Consider the following 24,688-nt stretch of genomic DNA (forward strand, 5'->3'; position numbering starts at 1 on the left):
AAATGGTACTTAGTTCTTAAAGTCCACAATCTAAATATATGCTGATGTAAGTAAGAAAAGTATTCAATAAATAAAAACTCCATTTGATGATTTGTAAAATAAATAATTTATATTTGAGATAGATAAAAGCGAAACAACCTTCGCCAATCTACCCAAAAATGTGTGTGTGTGTGTGTAAAAGAATGTTTGTTTCGACTATATACAATTTGTGCGTCATCGCAAAAAAAAACGGAAACTGACATAAAATATAACTATGGATTTTTTTGAAAAATCAATTATCGAACTGCAAAATCAAAGACCAATATTTCATTCTGAAGATGATTTAAAATTAGCTTTAGCTTTTAATATCAAAAAAAATAATCCCGAATTTGAAATTCGTCTTGAAAGACCTGTACAACTAGAAATGATTAATCGAAATGGGAAAGGAATAGCTGTTCGTGCTCCAATAGATATAATAGTAATGGATACTAGTGGAGATTCTTATCCAATTGAATTAAAATACAAAACAAGAAAAGCAAATATTCTTCATAATAACGAAAATTACATTTTAGCGGAACATGGCGCACAAGACGCAGGAAGATATAGCTTTAGAAAAGATATTTATAGAATTGAAAATTATAAATCAAGTAATTTGAATTATAAATATGGTTATGTTTTAATTCTAACTAATGATAATGCATATTTTGAAAAAAATGTTTTTAAAAAAGACAATATTGACAAACATTTTTCATTCCATAATGGCGTAATTCTTAATCGTTCTGATTTAAGTTGGAATTATAGCAAACTTGATAAAAGTAGATTCATATTTAATGAAAATAAAGTTTGGTGTAACATTAAGTCAAAAGAACATTGGACATGCAGTAAAGAAAATTTTTATAAATTGGACTTACTAAAAGATTATGAAATAACTTGGAAAGATTTTTCAGTAATTGAGAAAACAACCTTTAAATATTGCCTCATAAAAATAGGATAGTAAAAGCAACGACACACAAGACACATCTGTAGCGGTTTGCGAATTTAGTGAAATTACCGTTTTAATTTGTATTTTCGTTTAGCCGAGATGCTTGGTTTTAAAAGTCCTAACCACGGCAAGTGCCAAAACGTTATAAATCTTTTAGCAAAAAACCATTATGAAAAGTTATTGTAATAAATGTAGTAGACCTACTAATCAAGTTGTAGTGAAAGAAGAAAAAACTTCATATGACGACGGCGAAGGTTGGTGGGAAGAAATTGACTATCAAATTATACAATGTAGTGGCTGCGATGAAATTTCATTCAGAAGATTGGAAACAAATCCGCAAATACAATCGTATGATGACATTCCACAGTATATGCAAGAGCTTTATCCTAAACGTGGTCCAAATAGCATTTCAATAAAGAATTTTAGTAATCTCACAATAAAGCTAAAAAGCTTATATCGCGAGACTATTGATGCTTTTAATAATGAACAACTTATTCTTTGTTGTGGAGGATTACGTGCATTAATTGAAGGTATATGTCTTGATAAAGCCATAAAGGGAATTATGGTAAAAGACAGAAAAGGTAATGATGTTTTAAAGGAAAATTTAGAAGGTAAAATTGAAGGATTATTTGAAAGTGGCTTTTTGACAAAGAGTAGTGCAACTAGTTTACATGAATTAAGATTTATTGGAAATGAAGCACTTCACGAACTATCAAAACCAAGTGTTGATGAAATCAAATTAGCTATTGAAATTTTGGAATCAACAATCGATGATATGTACGAATTACATCATAAAGCAATGAAAATTCAAATGAAAAAACAAATTCGAACAAAAAAATAAACGACTCATAATAGCTACAACGGATTTGTGCAATTGACTCAATGAAAAGTTGTTTCTGTATTTGCAATGATTTTGCAAATTCGAAAATAAGGCTTAATTCAACCCAAACCTCTTCTAGCAAGGGGGCATTCGTGGTAATGCTAAAACACAAATACTTATGAATGAACTTTACAATAAATTAGAAACTTACTTTCAATTTGAAAAAGCAGATTCCATTGTTATTTCAATTTCTAAATCAATTCTATTAATAATCTCAGGAGCCTATTTTGGATTATTTCTAAAAGAGATTAATTCCGAACCGGCAATTTACAGATTTAATCATCTTATATATGCAGTTATAGGGGTTATTATTTGTATGTATATTGAGTATCGACGATTAAAAAAAGAAAGAAATTTTCCTGTTTCAATATTAGAACACTTAAAAGCCTCAGAAGAACTACAAAACTTACGCAACCTTTATAGTCGAAAAATTAAAATTTACGAATACATTGATAATTCCATTCAATCGCTAAATTCAAATACATGTCCCATTTTAGGAGGTTCAGAAAATGACCTTTGTCATCAAGATTTAAGTTCTGGACTTCTAGGTGTACTTACAGACTTAGTAGAGAGACCAAATTATTTTCTCAATATTGATGAAACAAAATTTACAGTTGGTGTTTATTTAGAAAATATTCATGATAGGAATTCCAAAATTGGAGAGTTACAATCCTCTGAAAAATTCTTCATATTGAGAGATGATTTAGAAATTAACGATCAGTTTCCTGAATCTTTATTTAACATGGAATCTGAGGAAGAAGAATATTTTCAAATACAGACAGCTATAATGGAGTCGAAAAAGTTTGATAAATATCTATGTAAAAGATTAACGTTAAGTACTCGAAACTTGACAATTATATGTTCTCCAATAACAAATGTTTGTGAAGATTGTCCGCCTGATGGAGTAATTTTCACCATTTACACTGAAGAAAAACAATGTTCCCCCGACATGGAAAACGTTTTTCAGATTTTTGGTCGAATAGTATCAAATTGGATTTCAAAATACAATGATTGCGTTCGTTCATCAAAAAATATAAAAGTTGAGGAAAAACATGATCATAAAGAAGTATTAGGAAAAAATTAAAAGCACTACAATTAACACTTCCTATAAGCAATATTAGAAAAAAATGAGCAAAAACTACTATAAATATTTGCCAACTAGCAGAATAAGTTATCTTGAAAATGAATTATTAAGATTTACTCAAGCTAGTGATTTAAATGATCCTTTTGAGTGTTTGCCACAAAAACCCAGTATCGAAAAATTAAATGCTTTAATAGATTCGTTAATTCCTACAAATACAAATAAAATGAAGGGAAAAATAGTGAGAGAAAAATTTGACTCAAATTTTTTAAGCAATTTATACGAAACTCAGTATGGAAAAGTGAATCAAGATATAGGCATTTTATCACTGTCTAAAAATTGGAAAAACTCACTTATGTGGGCTCATTATACTGAATCTCACAAAGGATTTTGTATTGGCTTTGATTCACAACACAATTTCTTTACAAATTATTTATGTCCTGATAAAGAAACTTCCAAAACTATTAGAGAAGTTATATATTCCGAAAAAAGAGTTGAAATTCCGATGATTTTAGGACAAGAAAAGCTCAATTTTGAACCATATATAACGAAAAGTTTAGATTGGAAATATGAAGAAGAAGTTAGAATAATCTCTACTCTGAATTCTCGTGAACATTTAATAAATGGAAAACCTTTAGATATTTATTTATTCAAAGTTCCTCATTCGGCAATAAATGAAATAGTCTTGGGCGCAAATATAAACGTCGAAAACGAAGAAAAAATAAGAAAGTTTGCATCTGACAAAAAAATAAAATTATGGAAATCGAAAATAGCTGAAACTACATTCGATATGGAAAGAGAATAAATACATCTGGTAATAATCGTTTTGTCTATTGAGTGATTTTTTAGCCGAAAAACTCATTTTCAAAACCCCAAAACCTCTTCTAGTGCCAGAACGTCAGGCTGTGAAAAAACCTCATTTTTCAATTAAATCTTTAAATTATCTTGCCGTAGAACGCAAATAGAAGTCATTTAACGGGGCGTAATTTTCAGGCTGCCAACTTGGTTTGATAAAAAAAGCACTCTAATTTCTACTTTAAATACATCGCTTTTAGTAAAAACAAGACTTTTACCTTGTAAGGTGAGTTCCATTTTTGGAGTTTGGCAATCAGCTCGGGAACTCCAAGAATATTGATACTGCGTTTAATGTTATAGACCAACATAATCAAGCTATGTTCTCCGTTTACTTTTTCCAATCCCGTTAAATTTGTATGATTGTACCCCCATTGCCGTTTGATAGTTCCAAAGATATGCTCGTTGATTTCCTGTCGCTTGCGATACAACTGCGCATTTGCATGATAGCGTTTGTTGTTTTCTTCTACTGCATCAGCATATTGGCTTCGGTCGATTTCTCTGCCGCCTGCTCTACTAGTACATAAATGTTTTACGGGACATTCCCTGCATTTAGGTGTTCGGTATTTTTTAAACTCATAACTGTCTCTTTCCGTGGTTTTCTTGTGCCAGCTTCCTGTAGTTTTAAGCGTTTCATCCTGTGGGCAAGTGTAAGTATCGGTGTCTTGATCGTATTGAAACTGGGCTACCAAATAATCCTTGGTCGTACCGTTTTCGTTACTTTTTCCCTGCTCGGGTTGTGCCACAATGGTAGTGATATTGGCTTGTTTGCAGATTTCTATTTGTTTACCGTTATGATAGCCTTTGTCCACCAAAGCCGTGTAGGTTTCAATGCCTAAATTCTCTTTAGCTTCAATAGCAATTGCCGACAAGGCACTGCGGTCATTTTTGTTGATAGTATGCGTAGCTATTACAAGATTGTGTTTGGCATCTACTGCAGCCTGAATATTAAATGAAATTTCAACCACTTGCCCTTGTACCAACAAAGCTCTGGCATCGCTATCGGTAGTGCTTATTTGAGGCTCGCCACTGGCTTTTAGCTTTTCTTCCAGCAATTCATAGCGAATTTTATTTTGTTTTAATCGTTCTATTTTTTGTTGGATGTTTTGAATTTTAGGCTGATTTTCTTTGGTATCATTTTCCTTCAGAGCATCAAGGTATTCTTGGGTTTTAGTTTCAATATATTCCAGATGCTGGTCTATTTTCTTTTGATTGAAATTGGCTTTCTTGCTATTGTGCGCCCGGCTTTTGTACCATCAATAGCAATGGTTTCTCCTGCGATCAACTCGGCATCTTTTAAGAACGAAACAAAGAGTTTGAATAGCTTTTTAAGTCCTGTTGGATTGTCTTTTCTAAAATCGGATATACTATGATAATTGGGAGCTATTGCACACAAAAGCCATTGTAATTCTATATTGCGGACACATTCTTTTTCTAACTTCCGGGAGCTTCTAAGGCCATTTAAATAACCGTATAAATAGATTTTAAGAAACACTTTGGTATTGTAGCTGGGACGGCCTTCGGTTTTAAGTGTTTGAACCGTAAAACCAAGAGATTCCAGGGCAACAGCTTCTGCAAAAGCATCAATAAAACGAATGGGATTATCTGCTGAAATAGTGTCTTCTAAAGAAGAAAAACACATTTGATTACGGGGAATTCCTGTGATATGTTGCATTATTAAAGATACAACCTTTCTCTTTTCAATGCAATTCTTTTGCTATATTTGGTTACTAATAAAACGGAGGTTTATTCACAGACTGACGTTACAGGAAATAGCATAAGAGACATTACAAAACTTACAAAAATCTTAATGGAAGACTATAATTTTTATAAAAGTAAATTAGACCGAGAACTTTCAAGACGTAATGACCTTGATAATGCTATTAACAACCCTATACTTGGCATTACTATTATTGTTGGACTAACATCGTATATCATTCAAAATAATAATTTTAAACACCTTGACAAAGCAGATTATTGGATAATTTTCAACCTAATACTTTCTACTTTTACTACTTTGATTTCTTTGTATTTTATTTTCTTATCAAATAATAATCTTTTAAAAGGCTTTGAATACAAAAATTTTGGTCTTCTTAGTGATTATCGTGATGTCCAAAAAAAACTAGAGGTCTATAACGAACAAGTTGAAGAAAAAGAGAGAGAAGATTTTGAAACAAAAATTGTTGAAAAAATAATTACCTTTTCTGATAATCATACCATAATAAATGACAAAAGAGCATTAGATTTACAATTAGCAAGAAAGTATATAATCATATCATTTATTCTTGTAGTTTTTAATTTAATATTTTTAACAATTAATAATTTGATTCATGATTGACAACGACAAACAGACAAATGAACCAACGACTCAACCAACAGAGAGTCCAAAACCTGAAGCTCCAAGAATGCCAGTGGACAGAATTGAAAAAGGTGAAACTCCAGATTTGGAAAGAAAATAATAATTTCTAAATTCAGATTTATGATAACTAGTGATGACAAATCAAAAAGCCAGCCACCTAAGATAGAAACACAAAAACCTGAACTACCAAAATTGCCCACCGACATGATAGAAAGAAATGGTGATTCTACTACTATAAAAACACGATGACTTAAAAAAGCTACTTCCTGTAACAGCCATGGGATTTAGTGGAATAAACGTTATTTTTAAAGTTTACGTTAATTAAAACCCTTCAAGATCTAAAAGCCACGAGACGTTGGCAGTAAAGCATACAGCAGAAAATGGAAATATGACATTAAAAAGAAAAACACAAATATTTATAACAGTTTCTGCAATTCTTGTTGGACTAACGCATTTAATATTTCCTGATTTACAGATAGATGCAATATTTATTACTTTGATTATTGTAGCAATAATTCCTTGGTTGGAACCTTTGTTTAAGTCTGTTGAACTTCCTGGAGGGCTAAAAGTAGAATTTCAAGATTTGAAAAAAATTGAAGATGAAGCAAAAAAAGCAGGTTTGATTAAGCCTGAAAATGAAATGAATTCAATTTCAAATTCAGAAACATATTCCTTTATTGAAATAGCTGAAAAGAATCAAGAGTTAGCATTGGTAGGTTTTAGAATAGAAGTTGAAAAAAGATTAAGAAGTTTAGCAGATAAATATAGTATTGAAAGTAATAAATTTTCAATTTCGAAACTCATCGATGCATTACACAACAAGGAAATCATTAACAATGCAGAAACAAAATCTTTAAAAGATATTATTCATACGCTTAACTATGCTGCACATGGAATGGACTATGATATTAGAAATGCAAATTGGGTAATTGAAAACGGCCCAAAAATCTTAGACAGTTTAGACGAAAAACTTGAAAGTAGAAGTGGTAGATTTTCCGCTGGAAGTACAGACGAAAAAGAACATTGGATTGACAAATCATTTACTAATTGTGAATGGACTACCAATTTTGAATGGGGAGAATGTATTAAAAAACATAATGAACTATGGGAAAAAGAGATGGACAATATTTATCAATCTTTATTAAAAAAACTCTCCGAAAAACAAAAACAGAAACTCATAGAAACGCAAGTTAATTGGATTAAACAATTTGAGATGGAAAAGGATTTTGTGTACTCCTTTGAGGACTTACAATTTAAAATTGGACGAGAGGGAATATTTATTACGGCTACAAACTTTATGAATAAAATAAGGGAAAGAACATTAGAACTTGAAGAAATTTTAAGCAGACTAACCGAATAAAACCTGCTGCCAGCAGCTTAGCGAGATTGGGGATTTAGTGGAATTCGCGTTTTTTATCACTTTTACGTTTAGCAGAAAGTACTCATTTTCAAAACCCCACAATAGATAGAAGCATCCGAACTTTAGCGGTTATATTTTTAAAAACCTATGGAAAACAAAACAATTTTAGAAAGATTACGAGAAGTAGAAATTCAATCAGAAATAAAGGTGGTTGAATGTCTAAAAGAGACAGAAAACAAAGTTCAATCTGAATTTTTCAATATGTGGAAGAATCATGATTCTGAACAATATATCAATATAATGTTCAATGATTTAAAATTAAACATTGAAAAATACTGGCTAAACGAGAAATATAATAAAGAGATAGAAAAGGAATTCAATATGATCTATTTTGAACATAGTGGCCTTTACGGAGGAGAATTTGAATCTTATGCCATTGATTTTAACTATATCAATGATAAGTTTCCAAAGTTTGAAATTATGGATAAAAGGATTACTTATTTAGAAAACATTTCTTGCTTTCCTGCTTGTATAGTTCCATTGCTTAACGACTTAACTAGAGAAATACAAGGAAAAGAAGACGACTTTGACGATTGGGATGATGTAATGGATATTTATAACCTTTTCGAATCAAGTTCATACATTGAAGCATATCAAATGTTTTTGAGAGCAGATAAAGAAAAAGTATTTAGTAAATTGAATTTTAAAACACCTCTTTATTTAGCTGTTGGAGAACATGACGGAGGTGCTCCGAATTTAATTTATGTGATTAAATAAAAAATACATCAGCTAACACCAACAGAATATATGATTCAACAAGTAACACAAGTTAAGCACTTTAATTACTAATTAGATAGTCTTTAAGCGTATAGGAGTGTTTTCCTGAACCTGAACATAATCAATTTGAATTGTTTTTTTCGACTCATCAGCTATGAGTTCTTTATTCTCTGGAGTGATAGACAATTGTATTTTCCTGTCAACTGCCGCCAATTCATTTTTCAATTCACCAAGTACATTCTCTTTAGTCCATACACTGTTTACTACTTCTTGCAGTACAGGAATATCTTTCTCAATAGCCGTAATTTTCTTTTGCTCGGCTTCGATCAATCCGGGTATTTTTTCCAATGCATTCAAAAAATTCAGCGAAGCAAGTTTATGATCGCCTGCAATCTGCCCGTTATTATATGTATATTTTATATTTCCTTCACCTTGAATAAAAAATCGGTTGTCTCTAATATCCATTCCTTCTTTTTCCGACATTTCCGTTTTTACTAAAAGTGTAAACCCATACAAAGTACCGATTTCCTCATACAATCCCTCTGTTCTGGTTTTAATGGCAAGCACATTAAGTTTTTCTCCAATCTGTTTTATATCAGCATTTGCAGGCCGGCCGGTAAGCTCAACCGGATTTAATTTTGAACCATCACTATCTGCAAGAATGCGTTTTTCTAGGTTCTGCCAATCAACAGAAAATCTTTCTACCATCGATTTTGAAGTTTCAACAGTTGCCATGCAGTCTTCGAGTTTATATCTTGACATGGATTTGGAACGGGTAAAAGCCTGTTTTTCGTTTTCAAGTGATGTAATTTTTTTTTCCAGTTTGGCTTTTTCCAGCAAATCAGTATTTCCGGAGAGTATGGCGACATATTCTGAGAAATTCATTCCTGATTTTTCATCAATACCACCTTCATCGATGGTACGCTTACTAAGGCTGTTGTTTTTGAGCTGATCAATAAACAGCTGTTTATTATACAACAGGTTAAATTTATAGCTGTCCAAGGACTTTTCGACGGCGTAAATAATCACATCGACTTTATTATCTGCGAAGAATTTTGCAATTTCATTGCCTTTACGGATAGCCCTGCCGTCCCGCTGGGCTAAATCACTTGGTCGCCACGGCGTGTCCAGATGGTGTACTGCTACAGCTCGCTTCTGAGCATTGACTCCCGTCCCCAGCATATCGGTTGATCCGAACAGTATCCTGATTTTTCCTTCGTTCATCATGCTGATGAATTCTTTGCGCATCTTGTCGGTTTTCGTCTCTTGGATAAAACGTATTTCATTGGCAGGAATGCCTTGGTCTTGTATCAGCTTGCGTTTGATTTCCGAATATACATTCCACTCAGTGGGTTTGTAGGTGCCTAAATCGGAAAATACAAACTGGGTTCCCTTTTGGGCATTAAAACGAAAATAATATTCGGCCAGCTTTGCCGCACAATGGGAAGCTTTGTTATCGGGATGGTCATCATACTTCTTACTAATCATCCGCATATCCAGCGACATCTTGCGGGCATAGTCCGTGGCAATCAACATTTTCGCTTTCTCTTCACTTTGCGATAATGGAGCACGTCCAAGAAGCGTTGCGTTTCCTGATTTGGCAAACTCCATCAGGTTTTTGATGAATATTTCCTGCTCAGGTGTTGGCGGTATATTGTGCAGTATCTCCATCTTTTCCGGCCGGTCGATGCCAATATCTTTTGCAGTACGATAATCGGTAATCTCTGAGTAAAACTGGGCCAGTTCCGGTACCTTGATAAAAAAACGGAATCGTTCTTTCTGAACGATATTATTGGCTACTGAAAACTCATAATCAGTAGTTTTTCTTGTATAGATAGCTGCCCAGGCATCAAAACAATTAATGCCCTGTTTTTCCAATGCCTGCGGGCGAAGGTATTTGAACAAAAGATACAATTCAGTAAGCGAATTACTAATGGTGGTCCCGGAAAGAAAAGTAGCCCCTAAATCTTTTCCGCTTCGTTCCTGAATGGTTCGAATGGCAAACAAAAGGTTCAGCGTCTTTTGGCTTCCCTGCATATTTCCGAGTCCCGCCACACGATCGTGGCGGGTATTAAACATCAGGTTCTTGAAGCGGTGGCTTTCATCCACCAATAAATGGTCAATGCCCATCATCTTAAAATCGACCACATCATCCTTGCGGTTTTCAATATCGTGCTGCAGGGTCTTTAGCCTGACTTCCAAATTTTGCTTTCGTACGATAACGCCCTTGAGCATGGCGCGTGATACTTCTTTGCCCTGGGATTCAAGGGCCGATAAATTTTCTTCAACACTATCGAGTTCCGTCTGCAATATTTCTTTTTGCATTTCAGCCGATTGTGGGATCATCCCGAATTGGTCGTGGGTCAGGATAATACAATCCCAGTCATTGTTTTTAATCTCCCCGAAAATACGCATGCGTTTTTGAGGTGTAAAATCCTCTTTGCCCGGATATAATATTTTAGCATGAGGATATGCTTTTCGGTAGGTTTCCGCTATTTCATGAACATTGGCTTTCAGCCCAATAATCATGGGTTTATGTGCCAGTGCCAGACGTTTAATTTCCTGAGCGGCGGTACACATGATGAGCGTTTTTCCGGCACCGACTTCATGATCGCATATCGCTCCGCCGCTCAGTTTGATCATCCATACTGCATCTTTCTGGCTGGAGTACAGGTCTTCAATCCCCAATGCCTTTCTGTCCAGTCCGGGAAAGTCCTGATGGCTGCCATTGTATTGGGGACGGACAAAGCAATTAAAGGTATCATTGTACTTATCGGTCAGACGTTTTTTAAATTCATGATTCTGGGCATACAGCCACTGGGAAAACGCTTTACGGATTTCATCAATTTTCGTATTGGCCATCTGGATAGCTTCCATATCCCGTACTTTTATCTCTTGGTCACCATGCATTACTTTTTTGGTAATATCAGGGGTGGTATTGACCAGACCATGTTTAAGCAGCGTAATTCCATCATAAGACCGGCTTTGCGATTTTATAGCATATTTCTCGGTAATATGTATATTTTTGGTATCACATTTAATTGAGAAATCATCTGTATTCTCGTTGTAATAAATGCGTACATCCGTATTAAACAGATGCGAAGCAAAATGGTTGTAGATTCCCATTGGTATCCAGCGCTCGCCTAAATTAAAATCCAGTTCTTCAAATTCAATACGTCTGGGAAAGGCCTGTTCAAGAGCGTGAAGGCTTTCTCTGGTTTGGGTATCGTCTGGGTTTAGCTCTAAATAGTTTTGTATTGCCTGGGCTTTTTCAACTACATTTCCTGCAATCCACCGTTCTGCTATTTCATATTCTTTTTCCAAAGGATTATAGAAAATACGTCCGTGAAGTGCCTCTTTCAGATTATCAGTCGATAACCCGCTGATCTGCGACATATAATCCAAACGGACAGCTCCATATTTATTGAGTGACGCGGTTAATGCCTCATCAGGATTATCGGTTGTCATGGCAGTGATTGAAAAGCTGACTGGATGATGAAAGATATCCGATTTGTGGACCACACCGCCAACTACACGTTCGAGATATGGAATTTCGTTTCCGGCACTGTCTGTCTTAATAAGTTGGATGTTTTCTGCACTGTTCAGGCTTCCATATCTCTTCGAAAAGGCATCATAGAAATGGTTTAATATTTCTCTTTCCTGTTTGTGTTCGGTTTGTATTTGAGCTTCTTTCTCATACAATTCCTGATAAGCATCACGAACGTTGATATAGGATTCAGCTCTTATTTTTTGAATTGGTGCAAGGGTAAGGGGATGAAATAATGCTTTTTGTTCTTCCGTATTTATATCTTTCAGATAGCCTACATGCCCGTTGTGAAGCACCAGACATTCATTTCTATAAAAAGACTTCAATTTGTCTTGATAAATACTTACTTCGGCAATAGGTAAAGTTTTTAGTTCAGCAGTATCAGAGAACAAATCCCCCATTATCTGTTTATTTTCACCATTGTGTACTTTTTGAACTGATGGCGTAGTTTCATTTTGCCTGATGGGTAAATCGAATAAGTTTCCCTGTCGAACTGGTGGAACTATTTTGCGTTTAGATTGGGGAAAGTTTTTCTTTTTCTGAGGTGTACTTTTTATTACAGGAGTATTTTCATAAAAACTAAAAAGGCTCAATTGGGAAGCTGCTGAAAAGTCATTTGGGGTTACAAAATGGATTTTATCCAGTTTCTCTTTTTCAATATCTATTATTGGTATTATGGGTTCAGATATATGAATCGTAGAAATAGTTTCTGCCCTAAGTCCATTATATAAGTCCAGGTCAAAATAATTGGAGAGATCATCAGACAGCATTTTTTTTAAATCTTTTGCGATTCCTTACACGCCGTCCTTATGCTCATAAATCCACGAGGGTTTACCATATTGATTGGTTCCTTCATACAATGAAGTATGTACAATACGCTGTCCCTTTGCAAAAAGCAGGTTATTGTTGATATTTTCAGAAGTAATATAGGCTTTGCAGAATTGCTGCTCGATTTGGGAAATCCCTGATTTAGACTTGTTTTTTTGCAGTACAATCAAATCACTGCCCACTTCGGTACCGGCATAATCGGTGAACAAATTATTGGGTAAACGGATAGCCGAAACCAGATTACAGCTTTGCATCAAAGCCTCACGTATTGGTTCATTTTTGGCACTGTTAAGCACTCCTTGTGAAGTAATAAATGCCAATATCCCGCCGTCACGGAGCATATCAACTGATTTTATAAAGAAATAATTGTGAATACTTCGGGCAGCCTGCATTCTTGCAGAATTTTTACTGCGTATAAATGAAAGGTCAAAAACCGATGTATCCCCAAAAGGAATGTTACTGGCAATGATATCATAGGTTTCTTTACCGCTGTCCGGGATTTCTTCAAATCCGGCAACCCTGATGTTATTATCAGGATAAAGTTGTTTTAGTATTTTTCCTGTGAGTAAGTCCTTTTCGTATGCCGCTATATGTGATATACCTTCATTCTTAAAGGCTTCGATAAAGGATCCTCTTCCTGCAGATGGTTCCAGGAAGCGCTCTATAGGAATTTGGTTTTCTAGAAAGGAATTTGCAATGGCATCAATGATTGCAGGCGGGGTGTAAAAAGCCGTCAGTACGGAAGCTCTTATACTGTCGAGATAACGATGGTATTGTTTTTCGTCAAGCGCATTTTCACGTAAAACCTGATGAAGTTCCTGGGTAAGTGCAAATAAATCCTGTTCAGATTTCACCCAGCGGTGAAGGTCATCTGCCTTATCGGCCGGATTGAGGACAAATTTAAGACCACCGAAACCACTATATTTCATGAGTAATTGGCGCTCGTTTTCAGTAGCTTGGCGTTTTTCTTTCTCCAGCAGGAAAACAAGCTGCAACGCCTCAATATTCTTCTTTAAATGTTCTCGTTTATTGAAGGCCATTATCTTCTATCCAGATTTGAATAGTGCCGGTGAGTTCGGTGTAGAGCAGTTCAAATTCAGGGCTGTCCGCAAAGTCATCCGTAAGTTGGTATTGTTCAAATACAGGGATGCTGACAGGCAGCATTTTTAAGGCAAATGGTCTTAATTCCTCATCAGCCATGATCGTGTCGAACTCGCTGCAGACCACTTTAAAAACAGTGTCGAATTTGGAGAAGTGCAATCCTTCAAATAGTACATACTCAGCAATCTCATTGCACTGCTCAATTTTATTGCCTGCTATAAAAGCATCATTGTAGACTTTAGCAGCTAATTGTCCACGTCGTTCAATAAATTCTTTGTCTGTGGATAACTCAGGAAAACTGCTGTTGAGCAATTCCTTTAATCGTAGTGCGTAATAGGATATTTTATTCTCTGCCTTCATAAATAATGAGTATTAGGGATGGTAAATTTACTTTATTAAAACAAAAGCAAAAATATAACGAAGGAGCTATTGAATATTTTTAAGGCATTATTTGACTGGTAACGGCTTTAATTGACTGGTTTAAATGGTAGCAAAGGAAGCACTAGCTTTCTCTTTGCTAATTTTTTTTATGCGCAGTTATTAAATAAAAATGATTGTAAACGATTTAACTTTGCCGTTTTTTTGTAAGTGTTCTTCTTTTAATTCTTCCTACTTTGCAACTTGGAACAGAATATTTAAATGCATGATTTTTTATGAAAATGAACTTTTTATCCTGTCAATCAGCAATAGCATTATATCTTTAGAATTCAAGTCTAAAACAGTTATTAATCTTTCAGCTGCGCAAAATATTGTTGCAACGAGATTACAATTACAGGCGAAAAAAGTCTACCCTTTATTTTTAGATATGAGAGGTGTAACAGATTCTGACAAAGCAGGCCGTGATTATTTAGCCCAATATGGTTTTATGCTCACCAAAGCCGTAGTTATCGTTGTTAATCCAGGAGTTTCATCAGTCATAACGTCTTTTTATCTTAAAAGGTATACAGCTGAAGTTCCGGTCAAGGTCTTTACAGAAAAATTAAAGGCGATGGAATTTTTAAATACATTCATATAGCTCATAAATCTCTGCATCGATTCTCAATTTCTGGATATGGAAAGGGAAATAGATCAACAGCGAATGAGAAACATATACCATATGCTTCTGGAGATGTCAGTAGGTAATTTTACGTACCGTATACCTCGTACCGAAAATGACGATAATTTAGAGGGATTAGCGGTTCTGATCAATATGTTAGCAGAAGAAATGAAAGAGGCAATCTTCCCTGATGGATACATCAATAAAAACCACACTCACAATCACATAACTGAAACCAAAGAAGATTATAAAGCTTTGATCAAATCTTTACCCGAAAATTCAGATGTTATAATTCGATCATTGGAAGCCCGCCTGATTCAGAATGTTTACGATTACATTATAGGACATTTGGATTCCCCATTGCCGTCCTTAAAGGAATTATCGCAAATTTTCGGCATCAATGAATTCAAATTAAAGCAGAGCTTTAGGGAATTATTCAGGACAACTATATACCAGTTTTATAATGAACAGCGACTTAAAAGAGCGCATCTCTTAATAGAACAAAGTATTCTGCCTTTAAAAGAAATAGCCTACATAAGCGGTTTTTCAACCTATGCTAATTTTTCAAAATCATTTAAGAAAAAATTTGATTATGCACCCAACCGCGTTAAGAGGCCGGCTAAGAACATATAAATAAGATTTTCTTTTGAAAAATTATAGTCATGGGCTTTGCTGTCCGTTTTTGACATACGATTATCCTGAATTGACAAGTGTTATTTATTTGTTTTATAGAATTTTACATCACAAATCACCAATAACTTTTATCATGAAATTTAGCCAGCGCCATAAGTATATTTTTGTAGAAGTAGTTTGTTTCCTGTATATACTGCTATTTGTTTATGCAGCAGGAAGCAAATTTTTGGATTTTCAAAATTTTCAAACACAATTAGGGCAGTCGCCGCTCTTAAGTGCATTTGCAGTTTATGTATCTTTTGGTGTACTGCTCGTAGAAATCATGATCTCGATTTTACTTAGTATACCAAGACTCCGACTGCCGGCCTTATATCTGGCAGTTGGATTGATGACAATGTTTACTGCTTATATTATCATTATTTTAAATTATAGTTCTTTTATTCCCTGTTCATGCGGTGGTATTCTGGAAAAGTTAGGATGGCACGAACACCTTGTTTTTAATTGTGTCTTTATTCTCTTGGGTACAGTGGCCATTTTATTATTGAACCATGGGAAGAGAACCTTAAGAGTACTGTTGATTACCGATATAGCCGCGATTGGAATCATGATTGTATTATTCTTTACATCCGAAGATATTATTGCCAAAGAAAATCCATTTATCCGACGTTTTGACCAATATGCCATAACAAAAATGGACCAAACCAGTTTACAAAACCCCTCATTTTATCTGGCGGGTTCTGATAATGGAAAAATATATTTAGGGAATTTTGCTGCCCCTTTACAAATACAAGTTTTTGATACTGTTTTCAAAAACAAAAAGCAGTATACCATACAATTAGATCGAGATGATTTTCCGTTTCGATCAGCAGAAGTAAGAATAAAAGCCCCTTATTTTTACCTGTATGATGGTATGGTTCCTGTAATTTACAAAGGTAAAATAACAGACTGGAAGGCAGGGGTTATTTACAACGGTAATCATTTTTTTACCAAAGCAGCTGTAATCGATTCCAATAGTATCGCCATTCGCGGCCAGCAAAAAAATACAGGGGAGAATTTGATGGGAGTCTTATACTTTAATAACAATATCAGCATTACATATAATCCCGATATTCTGGAAAAACAAATTGACGGCATATTTGATACTGACGGTACATTTGAATATAGCTACGGACTTAAACGTTTTGTTTATACCTACTATTACAGGAACCAATATATTGTTACTGATGATAAATTGAAGGTACGCTACAGAGGTAATACAATAGATACCACCACAAAAGCTAAATTAAAAGTAATAAAAATAAAGCTGTCAGGTGATACCAAATTGGGAGCACCTCCTTATACGGTAAACAAAAACACGGCTGTTTTTAAAAATTTACTTTTTGTGAATTCCTCCCTTAAGGGAAGATTTGAAAGTAAAGAGGTTTGGGATCAGGCCTCCATAATTGATGTTTATGACATCTCTAAAAATGAATATGTTTCCAGTTTTTATATTTACAATATTGGAAAATCAAAGATGAAATATTTTCTAGTTAATGATTCCAGTCTGTATACCATTTCAGGTTTGGTCCTGCAGCGGTTTTCATTGGGAAACACCATTAAAAAAGCTATTAGAAAATAAAAATAAATCAATTAATTGATTCATTGCCACCGGGCCCGGTAACAGGGGTAAGATCGAAAACCTGTAAAAAAGAGTAGATCATTAATTTAAATTTTAATATTATGAGAACTATTGTAAAAGCTTTAGTATTGCCAATTGCAGCATTTGCTCTGGCAAGCGCAGGTGCTGTAAGCACAAATGTGTCAAAAGAAAGCAAAACTGACACAGTATTAATTTCGGGTTATATTCATAATCCACAACCAAACAGCTGTCAGGAAGTACAGGTAGATTGTACTCCCACTAATGGTGCTACTTGTATGTACAACAACGGTAGCAGTAACTTTCAGGTATATAGAAAAGCATCTGCTGCTGCTCCCTGTAATCTTCAATTGTTTAGACCCCAATAATTTTCAATTGGATTGAAATGTAATGCAGTTCCGGATTCTGGAACTGCATTATATTTATCATTCTATTTAGTTTTTGTACCCATAGTAATCCATAAGGCGGCAGGCTGCTTTTTTAAATAACAATCAAACCATTGTTGTATTCGTATTGTTAAGTCTATTTGATTAGCTCTTTTATAAATGGCATGGGATTCATTAGGATATACCAACATCATATGTTCTTTTTCGAGTCTTCGCAGTGCTATGTAAAAAGCCTCACTTTGTTCCCAGCAAACATTTGTATCCTCTTTTCCTGACCATTGCAGTAATGGTGTTTTTATATTTTTTGCATTTATTAAAGGAGAATTGCGAAAGTAGCTTTGCGCATCTTCATAAAAAGATTTACCCATTCTAAATTGCTGATTTTCTAATCTCCAGGCTTGAGGTATTTCAATATCTTTGCCCATGCTAAAATACCACGAAACAGTATCACTTATTCCTGCACCTGATATTGCTGCTGCAAAAATATCCGTTTGTGTAATAATAAAATCTGTTTCATATCCTCCGAAAGAGTGTCCTATGAGACCTATCTTTTGAGGATCTACAAATCCAAAATCAATTACTTTTTTAACTGCTGCTATAACACAGTCTGTGGCTGAAGGGCCAGGATCTCCCAATTCATAAACAATATCCGGCAGCAAAACAAAATAGCCATTCAAAGTATAGTTGGTGGGATTGAAACCTTCCTCACTGTATTGGGAAGGATTCGTATACTCGTGCAGTATGCCTGACTTGGTTTGATAAATATTTACTACCATTGGATATTTCTTTTCCTTATCATAATCGCTCGGATATAATAATACCCCCTTCAATTCTTGACCTTTTTTATTTCTATAATGGATTAGTTCTGATTTGCCCCAATTGTATTGCTCTTGCTGTGGATTACTGGCAAATACTTCTGTACTTTTTGCACTTTTATTGGGTTTAAATAACAAAACAGATGACTTATCAAATTTCTGCTCAATGAAGACGTAAGAGCCATTTTTTGATTTATGCACTTGATCAATAGCACTCTCGTTAAAAGCCAATGGTTTTTCTCCTTCTCTGGTATTCCAAATAAAGTATCCTTTAGAACAGTCATCTTTATCGGTAGCTTCCAGAATTAAATCTTTTGACAAATCAAATACCGCAGTACTTTTTCCATCATACTTTGCTGAAAATAGATTAGAAAATTCAAACTGGCTTATCCTGAAAACAATATTTTTTTCCCTGCCATGGGTAATTCTTCTGCAGGTATTTTGTGCAAGGTCTGCTATCCACAGATCAAAGGTGTCGTAAAGCAATAGATACTTGCCATCTGAACTCCAGCCGGGACAATTATAAGGTGAAATAGGAGGCATTAGAGCATCATTCCTTGAATCCCATACTGTTGCGATGCCGCTCGTAAGATTAACACTTTTATTTTTATCAGGATTATACAGCCACCAGTTATCATCACGATAATAGGCAATTTGATTTGTCAAAGGAGAAATAATAAGGTCATTATGGTCTGTGGTCTGCTGCTTTAAAAAAAGCGAACGGGTGTTCTTTTTTAGATCCGTAATATAATAATCAACATCTCCATACTCTTTGTAATGTGGAGCATACGATTTGGGATTTGAAAGGAGCGCGTAATCCTGCTTTCCAGTTAACTGTACGTATGGCAGATCGTTTGAGGATATTGGTTGGCAACTGTTGGTTTCTGTAAACCAAACCCAGAGTTTGGCAATGTCTTGAAAGTTTCCAATCTTTTTTTCCAAAGGATAAACAAAGGGCGCATTGCCATTCCATATTTCTACCTCGTTTTCCTTTACAGAAGGCGCAAGTTCCTTATTTTTAATACCAAAGAATACCTTTGAGCCATCATCGGAGATATTTAATCCCAAATCTTTTACAAGATTCAATTCTGCTATTTCTTTAAAATTCTGCTGTATCAGTTGGATTATTCTTCGCTTCGATAACTGGCATAAATACAACTTATTATTTTTTGTAATACTGTCTGTTTCCTTGAAGAAAGCTATTGCATCTCCATTTTTTTGCCATGTGAGCGTGTGGAAACGATGCTGCTTTCCAGAAATGACAGTATGTCTGGCATATTTTTTTAAATCTATAAGCCCCACAGTTTGATTATCAGACAACTCACTACTATAGACTAAAGCATCTGCTTTACTATTAAGGATGTATTCTGAAACACCATTGATACTATCGAGTATCTCTCCATTTTTATCCCTGATTTGCATGTTGCTTTTAAGACCATAAGTCTGGTTTAGAGTAATAATATACTTTCCACTGTAAGCAACCTCAAATCGGCTTACATCAGGTACTTTTACTTTTCTCCCGGAATTAAGATCAACAATATTTAATTTCTGGTCAGGCATCATGCAGGTGAAAATATCTGCATTTAAAAATATACCGCTGCTGCCATTTGGGAAAGAATATATTTTATTTCCAACCGTACTTTTAACAAAGAGGGTATCTGTATTATTTTCATAGCTCACTTTATAACTCACCCAGCTTCCTGTTCCAGATAAGGCTGTAACTCTTAAATTGCCCCATTTATAATATTCATTTTCACTTAGGTGTTTTTTCTGTCTCACCTGCGCTATTGCTATTGAAGTACTGCAAATCAAAAAAAAGATGCAGACTATTATTTCGCAAATACTCAAATGAGCATTTTTCCGCTTTATTATGTTCGTTTCTTTCATTTCAGATTGAATTAATAACCGGAATTTTGCGGGTTCAAATTTGGATTTGCCTGCAGCTCTTGTGCAGGCAGTGGCCAAAGGGCATCGTCATGTGACCATCCGGGTTTTGAAGCTAATGTGGTGTCCAGAATGCCTGTCCTTTTTAAATCAAAAAAGCGGTGCCCAAATTCGGTAAAGAATTCGAAACGGCGCTCATTAAGTACTGCTGTTGTAATTTCTGCTGAAGTAAGAGCGTTTGTATCGTTTAGTCCTGCGGTATTGCGTATTTTATTCAGGTCTTCTTTTGCCCCAATAAGGTCACCTTGTCTAGCTCGTGCCTCTGCACGAATGAGATACTGCTCTGCAAGACGAAAAACAACCGAATATTCGCTGGAAATTCCTGCACCTGAATCTAGCTTGTACTTATAGGCATGATACCATGTTAAATTTCCGTCAGTAATTGCTCTGGTCCAATGCGTTTTTCTCTGATCATTGCTCTCAAATGAGCTCATCAGATTATTATTTAATGCCACGCTCGCAGGCGGGCCTGAATTAAAAATAAACAGATTGCCTTCAGCAGAATTCGCCGTATTACTATCAGGTATAAACTGCCAAATAGTTGTTGTGGATCCTTTAAGGAATATTTTGTCTAAATCAGGTTCCCAAGTGTAAAGGGGATTATTTAAAACAGCTGAAGCGCTATTGGCAGCTTCTGCCCATAATCCCATAAACAGATACACGCGGGCTAACAAGGCATGAGTTGCTGCTTTGTTGGGTCGAACCCGTTCTGAGGATATATAATCTTCAGGCAATAATAAAACCGCTTCCGATAAATCATTTACTATTTGATTATACACTTCAGAGACTGGCATTTTATGTACCTTACTGTTTTGGACATAATCTGTTGTTTTTACATAAGGAATCTCACCGTACAGATTGAGCAGATAAAAATGAATAAGGGTTCGGACAAAAAGTGCCTCTCCTTTAAGATGATTCTTATCATTTTGAGACAGTGATTTTGAGGCTGAAACGCCTTCAATTACTGCATTTGAACTATAAATCACATTATAGCTTTGGTTCCATAAATCCTGTATTCCGGATTCGGCGGAAAAAAGCGAATTTGTATAGAAGTAATTGGGATCATTAGCCTGATAATAATCCAACTCATCGCTATACAATCCTAATCTACAGGATAAACCCGTAGAGCGGCCGGTCAATAATCCTGTATCACGTAGTTTCGTATACACACCAGCCATCGCAGCATTTGCAGTAGTCGCATCCTCAAAAACTGTTTCACCATTAAGCTGTGAACCCGGAAGATCAACTTCTACAAAATTATCGCACGAAATTAACAACGTAATTACAACTCCCAAAACCAAAATTGGAAAAGTGTTAATTCTTATCCGGTTTTCATTTAAAAAAGACCGAAAGGTTTTATATATAGTTTTCATTTTTAGAAGTATTATGTTAGAAAGTCAATTGGACACCAACGGTATACATTTTTAATGGTGGTAAATACCCAGCGTATTTAAACTCGGGATCACCGCCTTTATAAGAAGTAAATGTCATAAGGTTTTGTCCTTGAAAAAAAAGTCTGCATTTTAAGTTTTTATCCATCTTTAATGGTAAATCATAGCTGAGGGAAATGTTTTTCAAGCGTATATAAGATCCGTCAACAATAGCAGCATCACTTGACCTGTAATTGTAAAATGATGTTACTGCCTCTCCATTTGTGCCTGTTGTGCTCTGTTGATAAGGAGTGTTATCACCTGACTGCTGCCATGAATTTGTCATAGCTGCCGTTTGATTGTAAAAAGCCCCCGCTGGTACATTAGCGATATAATCGTAGTTTTTCTGTTTCACAAATTGAAAAAGAAAGTCTAACTGTAAATTCTTAAACCGAAATTGATTTTGTATCCCGCCAAAATACTGTGGGGTTAAATCAGCGACTGTCTTTCTGTCCTTGTCTGCTGTAATAAGACCATCTCCATTTACGTCTTCAAATTCATAAATACCTGTCTGTGTGTTGAGTCCGGTATAGTGAAATACTTTTGTAATGTTTAAGGAACTTCCAATAACATAATTATTAGCATAGGTGGAAGCCTCCAATCCGGGAAATGATATCAATTTATTTTTTGATGCTGAGATGTTAAAATTTGATGTCCAATCAAAATTTTTATGGTCAATATTCAACGTTCTTAGCGTCAATTCTATTCCTGTATTTTCTACAGTAGCATCCAAATTTGCATTTACGGATGAAAAGCCCGTGGTTCCCGGCAATGGTATACCAACAAGCTGATTTGAGGATCTATTGAGGTACCATGCCGTAGTTAGAAAAACACGGTCTTGAAAAAAACCGGTTTCAAGAGCTGCTTCAAACTTTTTATTGATTTCCCAGCCAAAATCAGGATTAAACAGTCTTACTGGATTTAATCCGATGGTTCCCTGATAAGGCGTTCCTGCGGATGTGTAGGTATTTAAAAATTGATAGTCACCGATTTGATCATTTCCTGTTGTTCCGTAGCTTGTACGCAGTTTTCCAAAACTCAGGATGCTATTATTCTCTTTTAAGAATTTTTCGTTAGAAAATAACCATGCTGCTCCAACAGCCCCAAAAACAGCAAACTGTTTACCCGGACCAAAACGACTTGATCCATCGCGTCGTCCGGTTAAATTCACAATAAACCGTTTTTGCCAATTGTAATTGATCCTTCCGAAAAAAGCCTGATACCGATAGACAGTCTCATCACTGGTAAATGTAAAAACAGAATTTGCCGAAGAAAGGTCATTTATCAGGCTGTTGCTTGCAAATCCATATCCCATTTGATACAGACGGTTGTTCTTTTGCTGTTGTGCAGTAGCGCCAATCAGAATATCCATTTTTCCATTGGTAAATGTTCGGTTCCAACGCAGTTGCGGTTCAATTATCCAGGATTGTCTTAGCGTTGTATTAGTGAGTAATATTGATTCACTACTACCTATCCCATAAGCAGGATTGTACATTGTGGAAGGCATCGTACGCACTTCATTATTCTTAAGATCGGTAAAACCCAAATTTGTCTTGAATTCCAAACCGGGAATAATCTCATAACTGAGCACTGCATTGGCCAAAAGATCATTGGTTTTTATTACTCCTTTACTAATCAGCGAAGCCAGAGGATTTTCGAATGTATTGTTTTCCCAGTTTAAATTTCCATCAATATCATATAAAGCAGGGGCATTGGGCGCTAATGATCGTGATATACCAGTTAGGTCAGTGGAGGGCTGGTTATTTTTTTGAGAGGTGTAACCTCCAGAAAATGTTAATTTAAATTTTTTATCATCAGATACATGGTTCATACTGAAATGAACAGCCCCTTTGTTATATCCAAAATTTCCCGGAAACACTGTGGTTTCTGTTCGGTAGTTTCCGCTTAAAAGATATTGGGTTGAACTGGAACCTCCTGCGATTCCTAATTGGGTGTTGTTAATTTGTGCTGTACCGCCAATAAGTTCTTTCTGCCAGTCAGTATATCGATTTTGATCCCATGCTCCGTTGATGTCATATGCGGAATTTGGATAAACTGTAATTCCATCGTTCACAAAAGCTTGTCGCCGCATTTCCAGATATTGTGTGGTGTTCATCAGGTCAAGCATTTTTGTTACTTTACCGATACCTGACGAAGCTGTAATCGTGACTGTTGTTTTCCCGGCTTTTCCTTTCTTAGTGGTAATAAGTACTACGCCATTTGCACCTCGGGAGCCATATATTGCCGTGGCATCAGCATCTTTAAGCACTTCAATACTTTCAATATCAGCTGGATTAATACTGTTAAGAGGGCTTGTCTGGCTGGCAGTTATTGTAGAGGTCTCAGTGGAGCCTATTGTCTCCGAGGAATAAGGAACACCATCAATAATATAAAGTGGACTGTTTCCATCTGTACGCAGGCTGTTTTGTCCTCTTATTTTTATTTGGAAAGCCCCTCCTGCAGTACCTCCATCCTGAATTATCTCAACCCCGGCCATACGACCCTGCATGGTAGCAAGTATATTTGTTACTGGTTGTTTTTCTATATCCTTGGAAGTGATTTTGGCTATGCTTCCAGTCCGTTCACTATTTTTAACAGAATAATAGCCCGCATTTACAGTCACTTCCTGTAATGAAGTAGTGTTATCAAGCATTTTTACATCGATAATCTTGCGGTTACCAATGGAAATGTCAAGGGTTTTATATCCGAGATAGGAAAAGATAAGAATATCAGTAGTATTTGCGGTGATAGCGTATTTACCATCGAAATCAGAAACTACACTTGTTGTAGTTCCCTTTACTTTTATGGTAACTCCTGCCAAAGGTATCACACCATCTGTAATGGTTCCTGTAATTTGTTGCTGCTGGTTAGGCAATTTTAGTAGTGTTGGATTGGCTCTTGTGGTATAGCAGCACAGGTAAATTACTGAAACAAACGTGTACCAAGGAAGTATCCGACCCTTGTAAAATGAAAAAATTTTCATAATTTTGGATTAGTTAAGTGAAACAATGTTTTATTTATTCTCCGGCTCTCTATTCGTGCGTCAACAGTGGATAGAGGGC

The 24,688-nt window shown here is 35.4% G+C and carries 18 protein-coding genes and 1 pseudogene; 12 read left to right on the plus strand and 7 right to left on the minus strand.

Annotation, left to right across the window (positions count from 1 at the left end; all coding sequences use genetic code 11):
- The first annotated feature begins 253 nt into the window (after window positions 1-253).
- The 4 genes from EV142_RS05740 to EV142_RS05755 all read left to right on the plus strand — a co-directional run bounded on the left by EV142_RS05740 (window position 254) and on the right by EV142_RS05755 (window position 3,727).
- Entirely contained in the window at window positions 254-973 is a 720-nt protein-coding gene (locus EV142_RS05740; RefSeq protein WP_127337598.1) for a hypothetical protein, read from the plus strand.
- A gap of 157 nt (window positions 974-1,130) precedes the next feature.
- Window positions 1,131-1,802 (plus strand): DUF4145 domain-containing protein, encoded by a 672-nt coding sequence (locus EV142_RS05745; RefSeq protein WP_127337597.1) that lies wholly within the window; start codon window positions 1,131-1,133, stop codon window positions 1,800-1,802.
- A 157-nt stretch (window positions 1,803-1,959) separates the two neighbouring features.
- Window positions 1,960-2,925 carry a hypothetical protein gene (locus tag EV142_RS05750; RefSeq protein WP_132033487.1) on the plus strand — a complete coding sequence of 322 codons (966 nt, stop codon included), beginning with the start codon at window positions 1,960-1,962 and terminating at the stop codon, window positions 2,923-2,925.
- 43 nt (window positions 2,926-2,968) lie between these two features.
- The gene (locus EV142_RS05755) at window positions 2,969-3,727 is read left to right on the plus strand and encodes a DUF2971 domain-containing protein (protein WP_127337595.1); all 759 of its coding nucleotides are present in this window, start codon (window positions 2,969-2,971) and stop codon (window positions 3,725-3,727) included.
- A 226-nt stretch (window positions 3,728-3,953) separates the two neighbouring features.
- Here EV142_RS05755 and EV142_RS24335 read toward each other — a convergent pair whose 3' ends face one another.
- Entirely contained in the window at window positions 3,954-4,829 is an 876-nt protein-coding gene (locus EV142_RS24335) for a transposase (RefSeq protein WP_238160830.1), read from the minus strand.
- A 143-nt stretch (window positions 4,830-4,972) separates the two neighbouring features.
- Window positions 4,973-5,449: a transposase gene (locus tag EV142_RS24340; RefSeq protein ID WP_238160829.1), complete on the minus strand. Its 477-nt coding sequence runs from the start codon at window positions 5,447-5,449 to the stop codon at window positions 4,973-4,975.
- A 135-nt stretch (window positions 5,450-5,584) separates the two neighbouring features.
- Between EV142_RS24340 and EV142_RS05765 the strand changes: the two genes are divergently transcribed.
- From EV142_RS05765 to EV142_RS05775, 4 genes are all read left to right on the plus strand, one after another.
- The gene (locus EV142_RS05765; RefSeq protein WP_127337594.1) at window positions 5,585-6,112 is read left to right on the plus strand and encodes a hypothetical protein; all 528 of its coding nucleotides are present in this window, start codon (window positions 5,585-5,587) and stop codon (window positions 6,110-6,112) included.
- Window positions 6,105-6,233: a hypothetical protein gene (locus EV142_RS24520; RefSeq protein WP_262708216.1), complete on the plus strand. Its 129-nt coding sequence runs from the start codon at window positions 6,105-6,107 to the stop codon at window positions 6,231-6,233. The genes EV142_RS05765 and EV142_RS24520 overlap by 8 nt, the downstream gene beginning before the upstream one ends.
- 255 nt (window positions 6,234-6,488) lie before the next feature.
- Window positions 6,489-7,493, plus strand: a complete 1,005-nt coding sequence (locus tag EV142_RS05770; protein ID WP_127337593.1) for a lysozyme inhibitor LprI family protein — start codon at window positions 6,489-6,491, stop codon at window positions 7,491-7,493.
- Between the two features lie 147 nt (window positions 7,494-7,640).
- Window positions 7,641-8,270 (plus strand): hypothetical protein, encoded by a 630-nt coding sequence (locus tag EV142_RS05775; protein WP_127337592.1) that lies wholly within the window; start codon window positions 7,641-7,643, stop codon window positions 8,268-8,270.
- A 72-nt stretch (window positions 8,271-8,342) separates the two neighbouring features.
- On the opposite strand, the pseudogene EV142_RS05780 reads toward EV142_RS05775, so the two are convergent.
- Together EV142_RS05780 and EV142_RS05785 are read right to left on the minus strand one after the other, a co-directional pair.
- Window positions 8,343-13,685 (minus strand): annotated as a pseudogene (locus EV142_RS05780) (N-6 DNA methylase).
- Window positions 13,672-14,106: a DUF1896 domain-containing protein gene (locus EV142_RS05785; RefSeq protein ID WP_127337591.1), complete on the minus strand. Its 435-nt coding sequence runs from the start codon at window positions 14,104-14,106 to the stop codon at window positions 13,672-13,674. The pseudogene EV142_RS05780 and the gene EV142_RS05785 overlap by 14 nt, the downstream one beginning before the upstream one ends.
- Window positions 14,107-14,296: 190 nt before the next feature.
- On the opposite strand from EV142_RS05785, the gene EV142_RS05790 reads away from it, so the two are divergent.
- The 4 genes from EV142_RS05790 (at window position 14,297) to EV142_RS05805 (ending at window position 17,419) form a co-directional block, all read left to right on the plus strand.
- On the plus strand, window positions 14,297-14,761 hold the full coding sequence (locus tag EV142_RS05790) for a DUF7793 family protein (RefSeq protein WP_127337590.1): 465 nt from the start codon (window positions 14,297-14,299) through the stop codon (window positions 14,759-14,761).
- Between the two features lie 36 nt (window positions 14,762-14,797).
- A complete protein-coding gene (locus tag EV142_RS05795; protein ID WP_127337589.1) occupies window positions 14,798-15,415 on the plus strand; it encodes a helix-turn-helix domain-containing protein in 618 nt (205 codons plus the stop codon).
- Between the two features lie 133 nt (window positions 15,416-15,548).
- The gene (locus EV142_RS05800) at window positions 15,549-17,033 is read left to right on the plus strand and encodes a MauE/DoxX family redox-associated membrane protein (protein ID WP_127337588.1); all 1,485 of its coding nucleotides are present in this window, start codon (window positions 15,549-15,551) and stop codon (window positions 17,031-17,033) included.
- A gap of 101 nt (window positions 17,034-17,134) precedes the next feature.
- Entirely contained in the window at window positions 17,135-17,419 is a 285-nt protein-coding gene (locus EV142_RS05805; protein WP_127337587.1) for a DUF6520 family protein, read from the plus strand.
- A 62-nt stretch (window positions 17,420-17,481) separates the two neighbouring features.
- On the opposite strand, the gene EV142_RS05810 is transcribed toward EV142_RS05805, so the two are convergent.
- The 3 genes from EV142_RS05810 to EV142_RS05820 all read right to left on the minus strand — a co-directional run bounded on the left by EV142_RS05810 (window position 17,482) and on the right by EV142_RS05820 (window position 24,609).
- Window positions 17,482-20,031 (minus strand): S9 family peptidase, encoded by a 2,550-nt coding sequence (locus tag EV142_RS05810; protein ID WP_158286299.1) that lies wholly within the window; start codon window positions 20,029-20,031, stop codon window positions 17,482-17,484.
- Window positions 20,032-20,150: 119 nt separating this feature from the next.
- Window positions 20,151-21,569 (minus strand): RagB/SusD family nutrient uptake outer membrane protein, encoded by a 1,419-nt coding sequence (locus EV142_RS05815; protein ID WP_164502521.1) that lies wholly within the window; start codon window positions 21,567-21,569, stop codon window positions 20,151-20,153.
- 16 nt (window positions 21,570-21,585) lie between these two features.
- On the minus strand, window positions 21,586-24,609 hold the full coding sequence (locus EV142_RS05820) for a SusC/RagA family TonB-linked outer membrane protein (protein ID WP_127337585.1): 3,024 nt from the start codon (window positions 24,607-24,609) through the stop codon (window positions 21,586-21,588).
- Between the last annotated feature and the right edge of the window lie 79 nt (window positions 24,610-24,688).

Source organism: Flavobacterium circumlabens, from assembly GCF_004345565.1.
In the GTDB taxonomy this organism is placed as follows: Bacteria; Bacteroidota; Bacteroidia; order Flavobacteriales; family Flavobacteriaceae; genus Flavobacterium; species Flavobacterium circumlabens.